Below are 15,284 nucleotides of genomic sequence, written 5' to 3' on the forward strand. Positions count from 1 at the left end.
GTAGAAATGAAACTATCTGAATTGTTCAACCCGAACGAATTTGCCGCGCGCCATTTGAGCTTTGGCGATGAGGCTGCGCTTTTGGAAGTGCTCGGCGAGAAGAGCATGGACGAATTTGTCGGCAATACCGTGCCGCAAAGCATCCGTATGCCGTCCAAACTCGATTTGCCCGAAGCGTTGACCGAGGCGGACGCGTTGGCAAAATTGAAAGGCATTGCATCGAAAAACGTGATCAACAAGTCCTATATCGGTTTGGGCTATTACCCGACCCGCGTGCCGAATGTGATTTTGCGCAACGTATTGGAAAATCCGGGTTGGTATACCGCCTACACCCCGTATCAGGCGGAAATTGCCCAAGGTCGTTTGGAAGCTTTGTTGAACTTCCAACAAGTGTGTATCGATTTGACCGGTTTCCCTGTGGCAGGCGCGTCTTTGCTGGACGAAGCAACTGCCGCCGCTGAAGCAATGGCGATGGCGCACCGCGTGGGCAAAGTGAAATCCGAGCGTTTCTTTGTGGATGCACGCGTGTATCCGCAAACTTTGGACGTGATGAAAACCCGCGCCAAATATTTCGGCTTTGAACTGGTGGTCGGCGATTTTGCCCAAGCGGATGAAGGCGAATACTTCGGCGCGCTGCTCCAATACGTCGGCAAAGACGGCGATGTGCAAGACTTGCAGGGCGTTATCGGCCGTCTGAAAGCCAAAGGTACAATCGTGGCCGTTGCCGCCGACATCATGAGCTTGGTTTTGCTGAAGTCTCCGGCTGAATTGGGTGCAGACATTGCTTTGGGCAACACCCAACGCTTCGGCGTGCCGATGGGCTTCGGTGGTCCGCACGCTGCTTATTTCGCGTTTAAAGACGAGTTCAAACGTTCCGCTCCGGGCCGCATCATCGGCGTATCCAAAGACGCATCGGGCAAACCTGCCTTGCGCATGGCTTTGTCCACCCGCGAGCAACACATCCGCCGCGAAAAAGCGACATCCAATATTTGTACCGCACAAGCATTGCTGGCGAACTTGGCCGGTATGTATGCCGTTTACCACGGTCCTGAAGGCGTGAAACGCATTGCCAACCGCATTCACGCGCTGGCTTCTGCCTTTGCTGACGCGCTGGTTTCAGACGGCATTAAAGTGGTTCACGAAGTCTTCTTCGATACCGTTACCGTCGATTTCGGCAGCAAAGAGAAAGCAGACCAAGTGTTTGCCGCTGCTCTGGAATCGGGTTACAACCTGCGCCGCGTCAACGATACTCAAGTTGCGGCTGCATTCCATGAAACGTCGGCATACGAAGATTTGGTCGATTTGTATCGCGCGTTTACCGGCAAGGATACGTTCGCATTTGCCGATGATGTCAAAGGCCGTCTGAACGCCGAACTGCTGCGTCAGGACGACATTCTGCAACATCCCGTGTTCAACCGTTACCACACCGAACACGAAATGTTGCGCTATCTGAAAAAACTCGAAGACCGCGACTTGGCGATGAACCGCAGTATGATTTCGCTGGGCAGTTGCACCATGAAACTCAATGCCACTGCGGAAATGTTGCCGATTACTTGGGCGGAGTTCTCCGACATCCACCCTTACGCTCCCGAAGCGCAAACCGCCGGCTACCGCGAATTGCTTGCCGACATGGAAAACAGCCTGAAAGCCATCACCGGCTTTGACGCGATTTCCTTCCAGCCCAACTCCGGTGCGCAGGGCGAATACAGCGGTATGCTCTCCATCCGCCGCTATCAGGAAGCGCAAGGCGAAGCGCAGCGCAACATCTGTCTGATTCCCAAATCCGCCCACGGTACCAACCCCGCCACCGCCGCCATGCTCGGTTTGAAAGTCGTCGTCGTCGATACCGACGAACACGGCAACGTCAACATCGACGATTTGAAAGCCAAAGCCGAACAACACCGCGACGCTTTGTCCGCCATCATGATTACCTATCCGTCCACCCACGGCGTGTACGAAGAAGGCATCCGCGACATCTGCCGCATCATCCACGAAAACGGCGGACAGGTTTACATGGACGGCGCCAACCTCAACGCCCAAATCGGCATCATGCAGCCCGCAGAAGTCGGCGCGGACGTGTTGCACATGAACCTGCACAAAACCTTCTGCATCCCCCACGGCGGCGGCGGCCCGGGCATGGGTCCGATTGGCTTGAAAGCCCATTTGGCTCCGTTCGCACCAGGCCATGTGGTAACCGATATGCACAACGCCAGTGCCGATCAAACTGCCGTGGCTGCCGCAGCATATGGTTCTGCATCCATCCTGCCGATTACTTGGATGTACCTGACCATGATGGGCAAACAAGGCATGGAGCAGGCAACACGCTGGGCATTGCTCAACGCCAACTACGTCGCTAAACGCTTGAGCGAAGACTATCCGATTCTGTATACAGGCAAAAACGGCCGTGTCGCGCACGAATGTATTGTTGATTTGCGTCCGCTCAAAGCCGAAAGCGGCATCACCGAAACCGACATCGCCAAACGCCTGATGGACTACGGCTTCCACGCGCCGACGGTTTCCTTCCCTGTTGCCGGTACGCTGATGATCGAACCGACCGAGAGCGAAAGCAAAGCCGAACTCGACCGCTTCATCGCCGCCCTGAAACAAATCAAACAGGAAGTGCTGAAAGTCGGGCGCGGCGAATGGCCGAAAGAGGACAATCCGCTGGTCAACGCGCCGCACACCGCCGCAGATATAACCGGCGAATGGGCACATCCGTACTCCCGTGAAGAAGCCGTCTTCCCGTTGCCGTTCGTCCGCGAACACAAATTCTGGCCGAGCGTCAACCGCGTGGACGACGTGTACGGCGACCGCAACCTCGTGTGCAGCTGCCCACCGATGGAAAATTATGAAGACTGACCGTTGAAACCCCGAAGACAAATGCCGTCTGAAACATTTTCAGACGGCATTTTCGTCAACGGCAGACCGGTTGCACCGATACACGTATCTCGACTATAACTTCAAAACAAATGGGTTAAACCAGTATCCATACATCAGCTTTTTTATCATCCTACTTTTTATTCATCCGATCGGGCAGACAGATTTCAAAGATGAAAAGCCTATTCACACCCTTTGATGTCATTTCCACATGGACGAACAAATAAATTCCCATAAAAAAACGGAGCAGATACCTGCCCCGTTTTTTAATTTAATCCGAATTTAGAATTTCGCACCGGATTGGTTTGCCATATAGTCAACAGCCGCTTTGACTTCGTCATCGCTCAAACCTGCATTACCGCCTTTGGCCGGCATCGCGTTAAAGCCTTCAAGGGCATGTTTGTGCAAGGTTTCTTTGCCTTTTTTGATACGCGGTGCCCAATCGTCTTTTTTGCCTATGCCGGGAATACCGGGAATCGAACCGCCGTGGCACGCCTGACAGCTTGCTTCAAAAACTTTCTTGCCGTCTGCACCGGCTGCAGGTGCGGCAGCACCTTTGTCTTCTGCCTTCGCTTCTGCCGGAGCTGCACTATCGGCAGGAGCAGAAGCTGCTCCTGAAGCGGCATTGTCGGCAGGTGCAGCCTCATCAGGATTTGGGAAAGAACCTCCGCTTTTATTCGCCATATAGGTAATCGCCCGTTTGAGTTCCTGATCGGTCAGATCTGCCGCACCGCCTTTTGCAGGCATGGCGTTAAAGCCGTTCAGCGCGTGTTGGAACAAGGTATCAAAACCTTGTGCGATACGCGGCGCCCAATCGCCGTTGTGCTCCAGTTTCGGGGCGTTCGGCACATTGCTGTCCGCTGCGTGGCATTGGATACAGATTTTGCCGAAAATCTGTTCGCCTTGGCGTTCGCCGACGGGGATGCCGTCGCCCATCGTCAATTGTCCGACGGGCTGGATACGGGTCTGCGTTGCCGCTTCCGTAGTGGCATCGACATCGCCGAACGAGCCGCTGCCCGCCAGCTTAATTAGGAAATAAAGGACTGCAATAACAATAACGATACCGCTCACAAGGGTAAACAGTGCAGAGCCTTGGGCTTTGTTGTCGCGGAGTTGTTTCATTTGGTAGGCCTCGCCGTCAGGTTAGGTTGTGCTGTAAATTATAGTTTGGTGTGTTAAACGCAGTTAACAATATTTTGCTGGATTATACTGAATTCACAGGGTCTTTCCAATCGCTATCATTGAAAATATGAAAAAATTTGCCAACGGTATCTGTATAAAACAAATAATCCGTTGAAAATACTGGATTACCTCCAAGAAAACTTCCCTTATGCCGCCATACGCCGCCTGCCGGCGCAAGATAACCTTTGCCAATTTGCAGAATTTACGTTAACCTTACGTTTTCCGCACCCATAGCTCAGTTGGAAGAGTGTCAGTTTCCGAAGCTGGAGGTCACAGGTTCGATCCCTGTTGGGTGCGCCAATTATAAAGAGGCCGTCTGAAAGATAAATACTTTTCAGACGGCCTTTTGACTTACTTCAAATTCTTATTTCAACACTTCGGCAAACGCATCGGCGACATAGGCGATATTTGATGTATTCAGTCCGGCGACGCACATCCTGCCGGAATCCAGCAGGTAAACGGCAAATTCGTCGCGCAGCCTGCGGACTTGCCCCACGCTCAACCCCGTGTAGCCGAACATTCCGCGCTGTTTGATGAAATAAGTGAAATCGCGATCGGGGATTTGCGCAGTTAAGACATCATAAAGTTTCTGCCGCATCGCACGGATGCGGTCGCGCATCATATAAACTTCGTTTTGCCACAAAGCATAAAGTTCGGGGCTGCTCATCACATCGGCGGCGATATACGCGCCGTATGCGGGCGGGCTGGAGTAGATGCGGCGGACGGTGAATTTGAGTTGTCCGAACACCAATTCCGCTTCTTCTTTATTCGGGCAAACCACGCTCAAACCGCCGACGCGTTCGCCGTAGAGCGACAGGTTTTTCGAGAAGGAATTGCTGACGAACAGCGGCAAATCCATTTCCACAGCTTTGCGGACGGCATAGGCATCGCTGTCCAAATCGCCGCCGAAGCCTTGGTAAGCAATGTCCATAAACGGAATCAGTTTGCGCGTTTTGATGATGTGCAACACTTCGTCCCATTGCCGTTCCGACATATCCGCGCCGGTCGGGTTGTGGCAGCAGGGATGCAGGATTAAGACGCTGTGTTCGGGCAGGGTGTTGAAAAACGCGGTCATTTCGTCGAATTTCACGCCGACGGCAGCAGGGTCGTAATATGGGTAAGTGCCGACTTCGAAACCTGCGCCTTCAAAAATGCCGCGATGGTTGTCCCAAGTCGGGTCGCTGACGTAGGCGCGCGCTTCGGGAAACCAGCGGTGCAGGAAATCCGCTCCGACTTTGAGCGCGCCCGAGCCGCCCAAGGTTTGCACAGTAACGATGCGTCCTTGTGCGAGCGCGGGGTTGTCTTTGCCGAACAATAAATGCTGCACCGCGCTGCGATAAGCATCCAAACCTTCCATCGGCAGGTAGGGCGACGGCGCAGGCGCGGCGGCGCGGGCGGCTTCGGCACGGCGCACGGATTCCAACACAGGCATCTTGCCTTCGTCGTCGAAATAAATGCCTATGCTTAAATTGACTTTTTCAGGGCGCGGGTCGTTTTTGAAGGTTTCGACCAAACTCAAAATCGGGTCGCCGGGATAGTATTCGATGTGTCGGTACATAGTCCTTACCTCTTGCTTTTTCCAAGGATTTTCTTTTTCAACAGCACACCGCTTTCAATATGGTGCGTAAACGGAAATTGATCGAACAGGGCGGCACGTTCAACCGTATGGGTTTCCACCAAGGTATCCAAATTGGCGCGCAGCGTTTCAGGATTACAGGAAATGTAGATGATGTTGTCAAACTGCGACACCAGCTTCAAAGTTTCCTCATCGATACCGGCACGCGGCGGATCAACAAAAATAGTGGAAAATGCGTAATCCGTCAAAGCAATACCGCCATCCTTAAGGCGTTTAAACTCACGTTTTCCGGTATAGGCTTCGGTAAATTCTTCAGCAGACAGACGGGTGATTTTGATGTTGCCGATGCGGTTGGCTTCGATATTCCATTGCGCCGCGCTGACGGAGGTTTTGGAGATTTCGGTTGCCAAAACACGTTCAAACTTTTCAGATAAAGGAAGCGTAAAGTTGCCGTTTCCACAATATAGTTCAAGCAAATCCCCACCCAGCCCTTCTGCCGCACCGCATGCCCATTCAAGCATTTTTTGACACACGGCAGCATTGGGTTGGGTAAAACCGCCTTCAATTTGCCGATAACGGAAATCCCGGTTGCCGACCTTCAAAGTTTCCGTCACATAGTCCTGTTTTAAGACTATTTTCTGCCCCCTGCTCCGTCCAATAACGGAAATATCCAACTGTTGCTGTAACGCTTGCGCCGCCCGTATCCACTCATCATCAAGCCTTTTGTGGTAAATCATGGTAACCAGCATTTCCCCGCTGAGCGTGGAGAGGAATTCGACGGCATACCAGCGTTTTTTGAGTTCGGGGGATTGCGCGGCGGCGATCAGCTCGGGCATGAGGCGGTTGACGGCCTCGGAAGCCGCTTCAAAACGGTCGCAGCGTATCATGCTTGCGCTGCTGGCTTTCTGCCCTTTTTCAAACATGGCGTAAAACATTTCCCCGCCTTCGTGCCAAATACGGAACTCAGCACGCATACGGTAGTGTTTGTCCGGAGATTCGTACACTTCCCACTCGGGAACATCCAAACCTGCAAAAAGGGTTTTAAGGCGGTCTTTTTTATCTTGAAGCTGCTGCGTGTAGTCGCTCATATCGCTATCCTGAAAAATCAGACCGGATTATAAGCCGATTCACTGCAAAACACGCAACCCCTTTACCGGCATATAACCCGTTTTCCTCCGGCTTTTATGCTAAAATCCGCCGTCTCCAACATACCGCCGACAGAGGGAAAATATGGCAGGCAACACTTTCGGAAAACTCTTCACCATGACCACGTTCGGCGAAAGCCACGGCGCGGGTTTGGGCTGCATCATCGACGGCTGCCCGCCCGGACTGGCATTGACCGAATCAGACATCCAAGCCGACCTCGACCGGCGCAAACCCGGCACCAGCCGCCACGTTACCCAACGCCGCGAAGCCGACCAAGTCGAAATCCTCTCCGGCGTATTCGAAGGCAAAACCACCGGCACGCCCATCGCCCTCTTAATCCGCAATACCGACCAACGCAGCAAAGACTACGGCAACATCGCCACCAGCTTCCGTCCCGGCCATGCCGACTATACCTATTGGCACAAATACGGCACGCGCGACTACCGGGGCGGCGGCAGGAGTTCCGCCCGCGAAACCGCCGCCCGCGTTGCCGCCGGAGCCGTCGCCAAAAAATGGCTGAAAGAAAAATTCGGCACGGAAATCACCGCCTACGTTACCCAAGTCGGCGAAAAAGAAATCCGGTTTGAAGGCTGCGAATATATTTCCCAAAATCCTTTTTTTGCCGCCAACCAAAGCCAAATTGAGGACTTGGAAAACTATATGGACGGCGTGCGCAAATCCTTGGATTCCGTCGGTGCGAAACTGCATATTGAAGCGTCTAACGTCCCTGTCGGCTTGGGCGAACCCGTTTTCGACCGCCTCGATGCCGAAATCGCCTACGCGATGATGGGCATCAACGCCGTCAAAGGCGTGGAAATCGGCGCAGGTTTTGACAGCGTAACGCAACGCGGCAGCGAACACGGCGACGAACTGACCCCGCAAGGCTTCCTGTCCAACCACTCAGGCGGCATCCTCGGCGGCATCAGCACCGGGCAAGACATCTGCGTCAATATCGCCATCAAACCCACCAGCTCCATCGCCACTCCGCGCCGAAGCATCGACATTTACGGCAACCCCGTCGAACTCGCCACCCACGGCAGGCACGATCCCTGCGTCGGCTTGCGCGCCGCGCCGATTGCCGAAGCTATGCTGGCATTGGTTTTAATCGACCACGCCCTGCGCCATCGTGCGCAAAATGCCGACGTTCAGGTTAATACGCCCGACATTACCCTTTCAAACAAATAAAAATTTAGCCAAAACACAGACTTTATAATAGAATATCAAGCATTGCCGTGCAGCCTTGACGCACGGTTCTGTTTAGAGGAACACAACCGACATGACACAAGAAACCGCTTTGGGTGCGGCACTGAAATCCGCCGTCCAAACTATGAGCAAAAAGAAACAGACCGAAATGATCGCCGACCACATCTACGGCAAATACGATGTATTCAAACGCTTCAAACCGTTGGCGCTCGGCATCGATCAGGATTTGATTGCCGCTTTGCCGCAATACGATTCCGCACTGATTGCACGCGTCCTCGCCAACCACTGCCGCCGTCCGCGTTATCTGAAAGCCTTGGCGCGCGGCGGCAAACGTTTCGATTTGAACAACCGTTTCAAAGGCGAAGTTACCTCCGAAGAACAGGCGATCGCGCAAAACCATCCTTTCGTGCAGCAGGCTTTGCAACAGCAGTCCGCCGAAACGCCGTCTGTTGAAGCCGAAGCAGCCGAATCTTCCGCAGCAGAATAAATCCCCAAACAAAATGCCGTCTGAAAACCGATTTGGTTTCAGACGGCATTTTTTCGTATGCGGCAACCACGGTTCAAATATCCAATTCCGCCGTATCTCCTTCGCGTTCCATCCAGGCGCGGCGGGCGGCGGCTTCGCCTTTGCCCATCAGTTTGACGAAGATGTCGCGTGTTTCGTCATCCGCGCCTTCGGGGATTTGTACCTGCAACAGGCGGCGGGTGTCGGGGTGCATGGTGGTGTCTTTGAGCTGGTCGGGGTTCATCTCGCCCAAGCCTTTGAAGCGGCTGATGGAATAGGCGGTTTCTTTGACGCCTTCTTTTTGCAGCCGCTCCAAAATGCTGTCGAGTTCGTTTTGGTCGAGGGCGTAGAATTTGCGGGCGGGTTTGCTTTTGCCTTGTGCGTTGACATCGACGCGGAACAGCGGCGGCTGGGCGACGTAGATGTGTCCGTCAGCGACCAGTTTCGGGAAGTGGCGGTAGAACAGGGTCAGCAGCAAAACTTGAATATGCGAGCCGTCCACGTCGGCATCGGACAGGATGGCGATTTTTCCGTAGCGCAGGCCGCTTAAATCGGGATGGTCGTTGATGCCGTGCGGATCGACACCAATGGCGACGGAAATGTCGTGGATTTCGGCGTTGCCGAAGAGTTGGTCTGGGTGGACTTCAAAGCTGTTGAGCACTTTGCCGCGCAGGGGCAGGATGGCTTGGGTGGCTTTGTCGCGGGCGAGTTTGGCGGAACCGCCGGCGGAGTCGCCTTCGACGAGGAAGAGTTCGTTTTCGCGGATGTCTTCGCTTTCGCAGTCGGTCAGTTTGCCGGGCAGGACGGCGACGCCGCTGCCTTTTTTCTTTTCGATTTTTTTAACCGAACGCAGCCGCGCCTGTGCCTGACGGATGGCGAGTTCGGCGATTTTTTTGCCGAAGTCCACGTTTTGGTTCAGCCACAATTCCAAAGGGTCGCCCGCTACGGCGGCGACGAGTTTCAGCGCATCGCGGTTGGTCAGCTTGTCTTTGGTTTGACCTTGGAACTGAGGGTCGAGGACGCGTGCGGAGAGGACGAAGGCGGTTTTGCCGAACACATCGTCGCTTTGCACTTTTACGCCGCGCGGCAAGAGGTTGTGCAGATTGATGAAGTTGTTGACGGCGTTGAACACGGCTTGTTTCAAGCCTGCTTCGTGCGTGCCGCCCAGCGGGGTGGGAATCAGGTTGACATAGCTTTCGTTGGCGCACGAGCCTTCTTCCAGCCAAGTCAGGGCAAACGCCGCGCCTTCGCCGATACTGAAATCGCCGTTGTGGCCGTCTGAAATGTAGTTTTCGCAAGAGAAGATAGGCACGGCTTCTTGTGCATCGGCAATCAGGTCGGTCAGATAGCTTTTCAGACCGTCCGGGTAGTGCCAGGTTTGGGTGTGCGCTTCGTTTCCGCCTTTGACCGGACGGGTCAGGGAAACGCGCACGCCCGGCAGCAGCACGGCTTTGGCGCGCAGCAGGCGTTCAAGTTCGGGGATGCTGTAATTCGGGCTTTCAAAATATTTGCCGTCCGGCCAGACGCGCACTTCGGTGCCGCTGTCTTTGACGGAGCATTTGCCCACTTCTGCCAACGGTTCGACCACGTCGCCGCCGGCAAACACGATGCGGTGGATTTTGCCTTCGCGTTTGACGGTCACCTCAAGGCGGGTGGAAAGGGCGTTGGTGACGGATACGCCCACGCCGTGCAGGCCGCCTGAAAAGGCATACGCACTGCCGCCGTCTTTTTTGTTGAACTTGCCGCCTGCGTGCAGACGGGTGAATACGAGTTCGACCACGGGTACGCCTTCTTCAGGGTGCAAACCGACGGGAATGCCGCGACCGTTGTCGCGCACGGAAAGCGAACCGTCTTCATGAATTTGCACGTCGATTGCCGTAGCGAAACCGCCCAACGCCTCGTCCGCCGCGTTGTCGATGACTTCTTGGCAGATGTGGGTCGGGCTGTCGGTGCGGGTGTACATGCCTGGACGTTCTTTGACCGGCTCCAAGCCTTTGAGGACGGTAATGCTGGATTCGCTGTATTGGTTGTTTTTAGCCATAGGAATAATCTGAAAGTAAGAAAAACAACGCTTTCAGACGACCTGAAAGCGTTGCGTTCCGTTGTTTTACCGGTTGCCGGAAGGTTGGCGGGCGGCAAAGTCTCCATAACTTTCCATACCGCGCAGAAAGCGGGAAGAGAGTTCTTCCAATGCCCCCAAGTAAACGTCTCGTTTGAAATCAATCACTTCGTCAACGGGAGCCCAATATTGGTGCCAACGCCAGCCGTCAAATTCGGGGTGGCGGGTGGCGCGCAGGTTGACATCGCAATCCCGGCCGGTCAGGCGCAAAAGATACCAAATCTGCTTCTGCCCACGATACGAACCGCGCCATTCGCGGCGCACCCAGTGGCTGGGCACGTCATAGCGCAGCCAGTCGCGCGTGCGGCCGATAATTTTGACATGTTGCGGCAGCAGGCCGACTTCTTCGTACAACTCGCGGTACATGGCGGTCTCAGGGCTTTCGCCCGGCTTGATGCCGCCTTGCGGAAACTGCCAAGAATGTTCGCGTACACGCTTACCCCAAAAGACCTCGTTGCGGTTGTTGATTAAGATGATACCGACATTGGGGCGATAGCCTTCTCTGTCCAACACGGTGTCGCCCTCCGTTAAATTTAATCTTTGGATTTTCCCACAAATCGGACGGTTTTGACAAATCAGACGGCATGGTGGTACGCGTGCCGAAACACGGGGGGATTTGGGAAAATATCTTGAATTTGGTTTACAATAATGTGTTTCAAATTATTCGGGAATCAGAAAATGTTAGACATCCAATTGCTCCGCAGCAACACCGCCGCTGTGGCGGAACGCTTGGCCGCACGCGGTTATGAATTCGATACCGCGCGTTTTAATGCGCTGGAAGAACAGCGAAAAGCCGTCCAAGTGAAAACCGAAGAACTACAAGCCGCGCGCAACAGCCTTTCCAAGAAAATCGGCGCACTGAAAGGTCAGGGCAAACACGAAGAAGCGCAGGCGGCGATGGATCAAGTCGCCCGAATCAAAACCGATTTGGAACAGGCCGCCGCCGATTTGGAAGCCGTGCAAAAGGAACTGGACGCATGGCTGTTGAGCATTCCGAACCTGCCGCACGAAAGCGTACCTGCCGGTAAAGACGAAACCGAAAACGTCGAAGTCCGCAAAGTCGGCACGCCGCGCGAATTTGACTTTGAAATCAAAGACCATGTCGATTTGGGCGAACCTTTGGGTTTGGATTTCGAAGGCGGCACAAAACTCTCCGGCGCACGATTTACCGTGATGCGCGGACAAATCGCCCGTCTGCACCGCGCGCTGGCGCAATTCATGCTCGATACGCACACGCTGAAACACGGCTACACCGAGCATTACACGCCTTATATCGTTGACGATACGACGCTGCAAGGCACGGGCCAGCTGCCGAAGTTTGCGGAAGATCTGTTCCACGTTACCCGTGGCGGTGATGAAACCAAAACCACGCAATATCTGATTCCGACAGCTGAAGTTACCCTGACCAATACCGTTGCCGACAGCATTGTGTCCGAAAGCGAACTGCCGCTGAAACTAACCGCGCATTCGCCCTGTTTCCGCAGTGAAGCGGGATCATACGGCAAAGACACACGCGGCCTAATCCGCCAACACCAGTTCGACAAAGTGGAAATGGTACAAATCGTTCATCCCGAAAAATCATACGAAGTGCTGGAAGAAATGGTCGGCCATGCCGAAAACATCCTAAAGGCTTTGGAACTGCCCTACCGCGTGATTACCCTGTGTACCGGCGACATGGGCTTCGGCGCAACCAAAACCTATGACTTGGAAGTTTGGGTACCGGCGCAAAATACCTACCGCGAAATCTCAAGCTGCTCCAACTGCGAAGATTTCCAAGCACGCCGCATGAAGGCGCGTTTCAAAGACGAAAACGGCAAAAACCGCTTGGTACATACCTTGAACGGCTCCGGTTTGGCAGTCGGCAGAACGCTGGTCGCCGTATTGGAAAACCATCAAAACGCCGACGGCAGTATCAATATCCCAGCCGCACTGCAACCGTATATGGGCGGTGTTGCCAAGTTGGAAGTGAAATAAGCCTTAACCCTGAACATAAATGCCGTCTGAAACTTGGTTCAGACGGCATTTCCTTTAAACTCTTAAAACACGTCAGCCGTCGGCACAAACCGCATTGCCGCAATCGCCGGTCTGTCCGACCTCGCGGATATTGGACAACGTAACTTCCGAAATATTACCCAACGCCTCTTCCGTCAAAAATGCCTGATGTCCGGTAAACAGCACGTTATGGCAGGACGACAGCCGGCGGAACACGTCGTCGGTAATCACGTCGTTGGATTTGTCTTCAAAAAACAATTCGCGTTCATTTTCATACACGTCCATACCCAATGCGCCGATTTTCCGACACTTCAACGCCTCGATGGCGGCGGCACTGTCAATCAGCCCGCCCCGGCTGGTGTTGATGATCATCACGCCGTCCTTCATCTTGGCAAACGCCGCTTCGTTCAGCATATAGTGGTTCTCCGGAGTGGCGGGGCAATGCAGCGTGATGATGTCCGATCGGGCATACAGCTCGTCCAAATCCACATATTTGCCGCCGAGTTTTTCCACTTCGGGATTGCAAAACGGATCGTAAGCCAGCAGGTTCATACCGAAACCCTTTAAAATCCGCATCGTTGCGATACCGATTTTCCCCGTGCCGATAACGCCCGCCGTTTTGCCGTACATATTGAAACCGGTCAGCCCTTCCAAAGAAAAATTGGCATCGCGGGTACGCTGGTAGGCTTTGTGGATATGGCGGTTCAAGGTCAGCATCAGCCCCACGGTATGTTCTGCAACCGATTCGGGCGAATAGGCGGGAACGCGCACGACTTTCAAGCCCAATTCTTCAGCCGCCTTCAAATCCACATTATTGAAGCCGGCACAACGCAACGCCACAGTTTTCACGCCAATTTGCGCCAATTTTTCCAACACGGGCCGGCTGCCGTCGTCGTTTACAAAAATACAGACCGCTTCCGCACCTTCTGCCATTTTCGCCGTTTTTACATCCAGCATAAAATCAAAAAACTCCAGCTCGAAGCCGAAATGCCTGTTGGCGCGGGTAAAATGTTCGCGGTCATAGCTTTTCGTACCGTAAATCGCAATCTTCATCCGGATTCCTATCCCTTGTCCGTTGTCGAAAACGGCATCATACACTGGATTCGGGCAAAGCCGGCGGCTTGTTTTCGCGGTTTTGCGCCGTAGGCGCACCCTGCCCGACCGCCCGGAACGTCAAAATGCCGTCTGAACGCCGTTTGCGCCTTATGCTTCCGAAAGAGGCGCGCGTTCAAATCCCCTTTTTTTCCTTATTCCCGAACAAAAAAACCGGGAATATGCAGGCACATCCCTTCCGCTTATCATCCGATTGGCGGAAAAATGCCGTCTGAAAAAGCATTTCTTTTTCAGACGGCATTTTTCAGGCTGTCCGCCATATGCCGCCGGTACGGTTTTGTTTTATCCGGCAAAACAGTCCGCCATTTGAACCAATGAAACCGTCTTACCCTTGCAAACAGACAAAACCGTCCCCTTGTTCAAACACCGTTTTTTATCCGGACACAAAACTCAATCGCCCATCGCCGCCAAAAGCTCGGCCTGATGTTCGGCAATCAGGGCATCGGTGATTTCTGCCAAATCGCCGTCCATCACGAAATCCAGCTTGTGCAGGGTGAGGTTGATGCGGTGGTCGGTCACGCGGCCTTGGGGATAGTTGTAGGTGCGGATGCGCTCGCTGCGGTCGCCGCTGCCGATGAGGGATTTGCGCTCGGCGGCTTCTTTGGCTTGGGCTTCGCGTTTTTGCGCGTCGTTCAGGCGGGCGGCGAGGACTTTCATCGCCTGCGCTTTGTTGGCGTGTTGGCTGCGACCGTCTTGGCACTCGACCACCATGCCTGTCGGCAGGTGGGTGATGCGGACGGCGGAGTCGGTTTTATTGATGTGCTGACCGCCCGCGCCGGATGCGCGGAAGGTGTCGATGCGCAGGTCGGCGGGGTTCAACTCGATGTCTTCCAGTTCGTCCGCTTCGGGCATGACGGCGACGGTACAGGCGGAGGTGTGGATGCGGCCTTGGCTTTCGGTGGCGGGGACGCGCTGCACACGGTGTCCGCCCGATTCAAATTTCAAACGGCTGTACGCCCCGAGTCCGACAATACGGGCGATGACTTCTTTATAGCCGCCCAATTCGCTTTCGTTAGCGGAAACGATTTCAACCTGCCAGCGGTTGCGCTCGGCGTAGCGGCTGTACATACGCAGCAAATCGCCGGCAAACAGCGCGGCTTCGTCGCCGCCCGTGCCGGCGCGTATTTCAATAAAGATGTTTTTGTCGTCGTCGGCATCTTTGGGCAGCAGCAGTTTTTGCAGTTCGGTATCGAGCGTGTTGATTTTGGCTTTTGCCGCTTCGATTTCTTCGGCGGCAAAGTCTTTCATTTCGGGATCGGACAGCATTTCTTCGGCATCTGCCAAGTCGCTTTGGGCAAGCCGATAGTTTTGGAACACTTCGACGACGGGGGTCAGTTCAGCGTGTTCGCGCGTGAGCTTGCGGTAGTTGTCCATATCTGCCGTGGCTTCGGGTTGCCCTAAAAGGTGGGTAACTTCTTCCAACCGGTCGCCGAGTTGTTGCAGTTTTTCTAAGATAGACGGCTTCATAATTCTTCCATAACAAACGCCGCCTGAATGTTCAGACGGCATCAACACTGGATTATTATAATAGGTTTTCCGGATATTCAAAAAGATAATCTTAGATGGATAAC

The 15,284-nt window shown here is 54.0% G+C and carries 12 protein-coding genes and 1 tRNA gene; 6 read left to right on the plus strand and 7 right to left on the minus strand.

Features of this window, described 5'->3' with window-relative positions; genetic code table 11:
- Positions 1–6 precede the first annotated feature (6 nt).
- On the plus strand, positions 7–2,859 hold the full coding sequence (gcvP, locus tag Q3O12_RS07385; RefSeq protein WP_301669898.1) for an aminomethyl-transferring glycine dehydrogenase: 2,853 nt from the start codon (positions 7–9) through the stop codon (positions 2,857–2,859).
- 300 nt (positions 2,860–3,159) lie between these two features.
- Here gcvP and Q3O12_RS07390 read toward each other — a convergent pair whose 3' ends face one another.
- Complete coding sequence (locus Q3O12_RS07390) at positions 3,160–3,999, minus strand: c-type cytochrome (protein WP_003750099.1); 840 nt, start codon at positions 3,997–3,999, stop codon at positions 3,160–3,162.
- A 284-nt stretch (positions 4,000–4,283) separates the two neighbouring features.
- Here Q3O12_RS07390 and Q3O12_RS07395 point away from each other — a divergent pair.
- Positions 4,284–4,359 (plus strand) — tRNA-Arg (locus Q3O12_RS07395).
- A gap of 64 nt (positions 4,360–4,423) precedes the next feature.
- On the opposite strand, the gene Q3O12_RS07400 is transcribed toward Q3O12_RS07395, so the two are convergent.
- The gene (locus Q3O12_RS07400) at positions 4,424–5,617 is read right to left on the minus strand and encodes an amino acid aminotransferase (RefSeq protein ID WP_003750094.1); all 1,194 of its coding nucleotides are present in this window, start codon (positions 5,615–5,617) and stop codon (positions 4,424–4,426) included.
- Between the two features lie 5 nt (positions 5,618–5,622).
- The gene (gene trmA / locus Q3O12_RS07405; RefSeq protein ID WP_301669899.1) at positions 5,623–6,723 is read right to left on the minus strand and encodes a tRNA (uridine(54)-C5)-methyltransferase TrmA; all 1,101 of its coding nucleotides are present in this window, start codon (positions 6,721–6,723) and stop codon (positions 5,623–5,625) included.
- Positions 6,724–6,865: 142 nt separating this feature from the next.
- Here trmA and aroC point away from each other — a divergent pair, with 142 nt between their 5' ends.
- Together aroC and Q3O12_RS07415 are read left to right on the plus strand one after the other, a co-directional pair.
- On the plus strand, positions 6,866–7,966 hold the full coding sequence (aroC, locus tag Q3O12_RS07410; RefSeq protein ID WP_301669900.1) for a chorismate synthase: 1,101 nt from the start codon (positions 6,866–6,868) through the stop codon (positions 7,964–7,966).
- Between the two features lie 91 nt (positions 7,967–8,057).
- Entirely contained in the window at positions 8,058–8,471 is a 414-nt protein-coding gene (locus Q3O12_RS07415) for a ProQ/FINO family protein (protein WP_301669901.1), read from the plus strand.
- Positions 8,472–8,544: 73 nt separating this feature from the next.
- On the opposite strand, the gene parE is transcribed toward Q3O12_RS07415, so the two are convergent.
- Both parE and Q3O12_RS07425 read right to left on the minus strand, forming a co-directional pair.
- Complete coding sequence (parE, locus tag Q3O12_RS07420; protein WP_301669902.1) at positions 8,545–10,530, minus strand: DNA topoisomerase IV subunit B; 1,986 nt, start codon at positions 10,528–10,530, stop codon at positions 8,545–8,547.
- 66 nt (positions 10,531–10,596) lie between these two features.
- Positions 10,597–11,121, minus strand: a complete 525-nt coding sequence (locus tag Q3O12_RS07425) for an RNA pyrophosphohydrolase (RefSeq protein ID WP_301669903.1) — start codon at positions 11,119–11,121, stop codon at positions 10,597–10,599.
- A gap of 165 nt (positions 11,122–11,286) precedes the next feature.
- Between Q3O12_RS07425 and serS the strand changes: the two genes are divergently transcribed.
- Positions 11,287–12,582 (plus strand): serine--tRNA ligase, encoded by a 1,296-nt coding sequence (gene serS, locus Q3O12_RS07430; RefSeq protein ID WP_301669904.1) that lies wholly within the window; start codon positions 11,287–11,289, stop codon positions 12,580–12,582.
- Between the two features lie 72 nt (positions 12,583–12,654).
- On the opposite strand, the gene Q3O12_RS07435 is transcribed toward serS, so the two are convergent.
- Positions 12,655–13,653: a 2-hydroxyacid dehydrogenase gene (locus Q3O12_RS07435; protein ID WP_301669905.1), complete on the minus strand. Its 999-nt coding sequence runs from the start codon at positions 13,651–13,653 to the stop codon at positions 12,655–12,657.
- 125 nt (positions 13,654–13,778) lie between these two features.
- On the opposite strand from Q3O12_RS07435, the gene Q3O12_RS07440 reads away from it, so the two are divergent.
- Positions 13,779–13,928, plus strand: a complete 150-nt coding sequence (locus Q3O12_RS07440) for a hypothetical protein (protein WP_301669906.1) — start codon at positions 13,779–13,781, stop codon at positions 13,926–13,928.
- 175 nt (positions 13,929–14,103) lie between these two features.
- Here the strand turns inward: Q3O12_RS07440 and prfA are convergent, their stop codons facing one another.
- A complete protein-coding gene (gene prfA / locus Q3O12_RS07445; RefSeq protein WP_061694664.1) occupies positions 14,104–15,180 on the minus strand; it encodes a peptide chain release factor 1 in 1,077 nt (358 codons plus the stop codon).
- Positions 15,181–15,284 lie beyond the last annotated feature (104 nt).

Origin of the sequence: Neisseria benedictiae (assembly GCF_958267435.1) — a bacterium.
GTDB lineage: Bacteria > Pseudomonadota > Gammaproteobacteria > Burkholderiales > Neisseriaceae > Neisseria > Neisseria bergeri.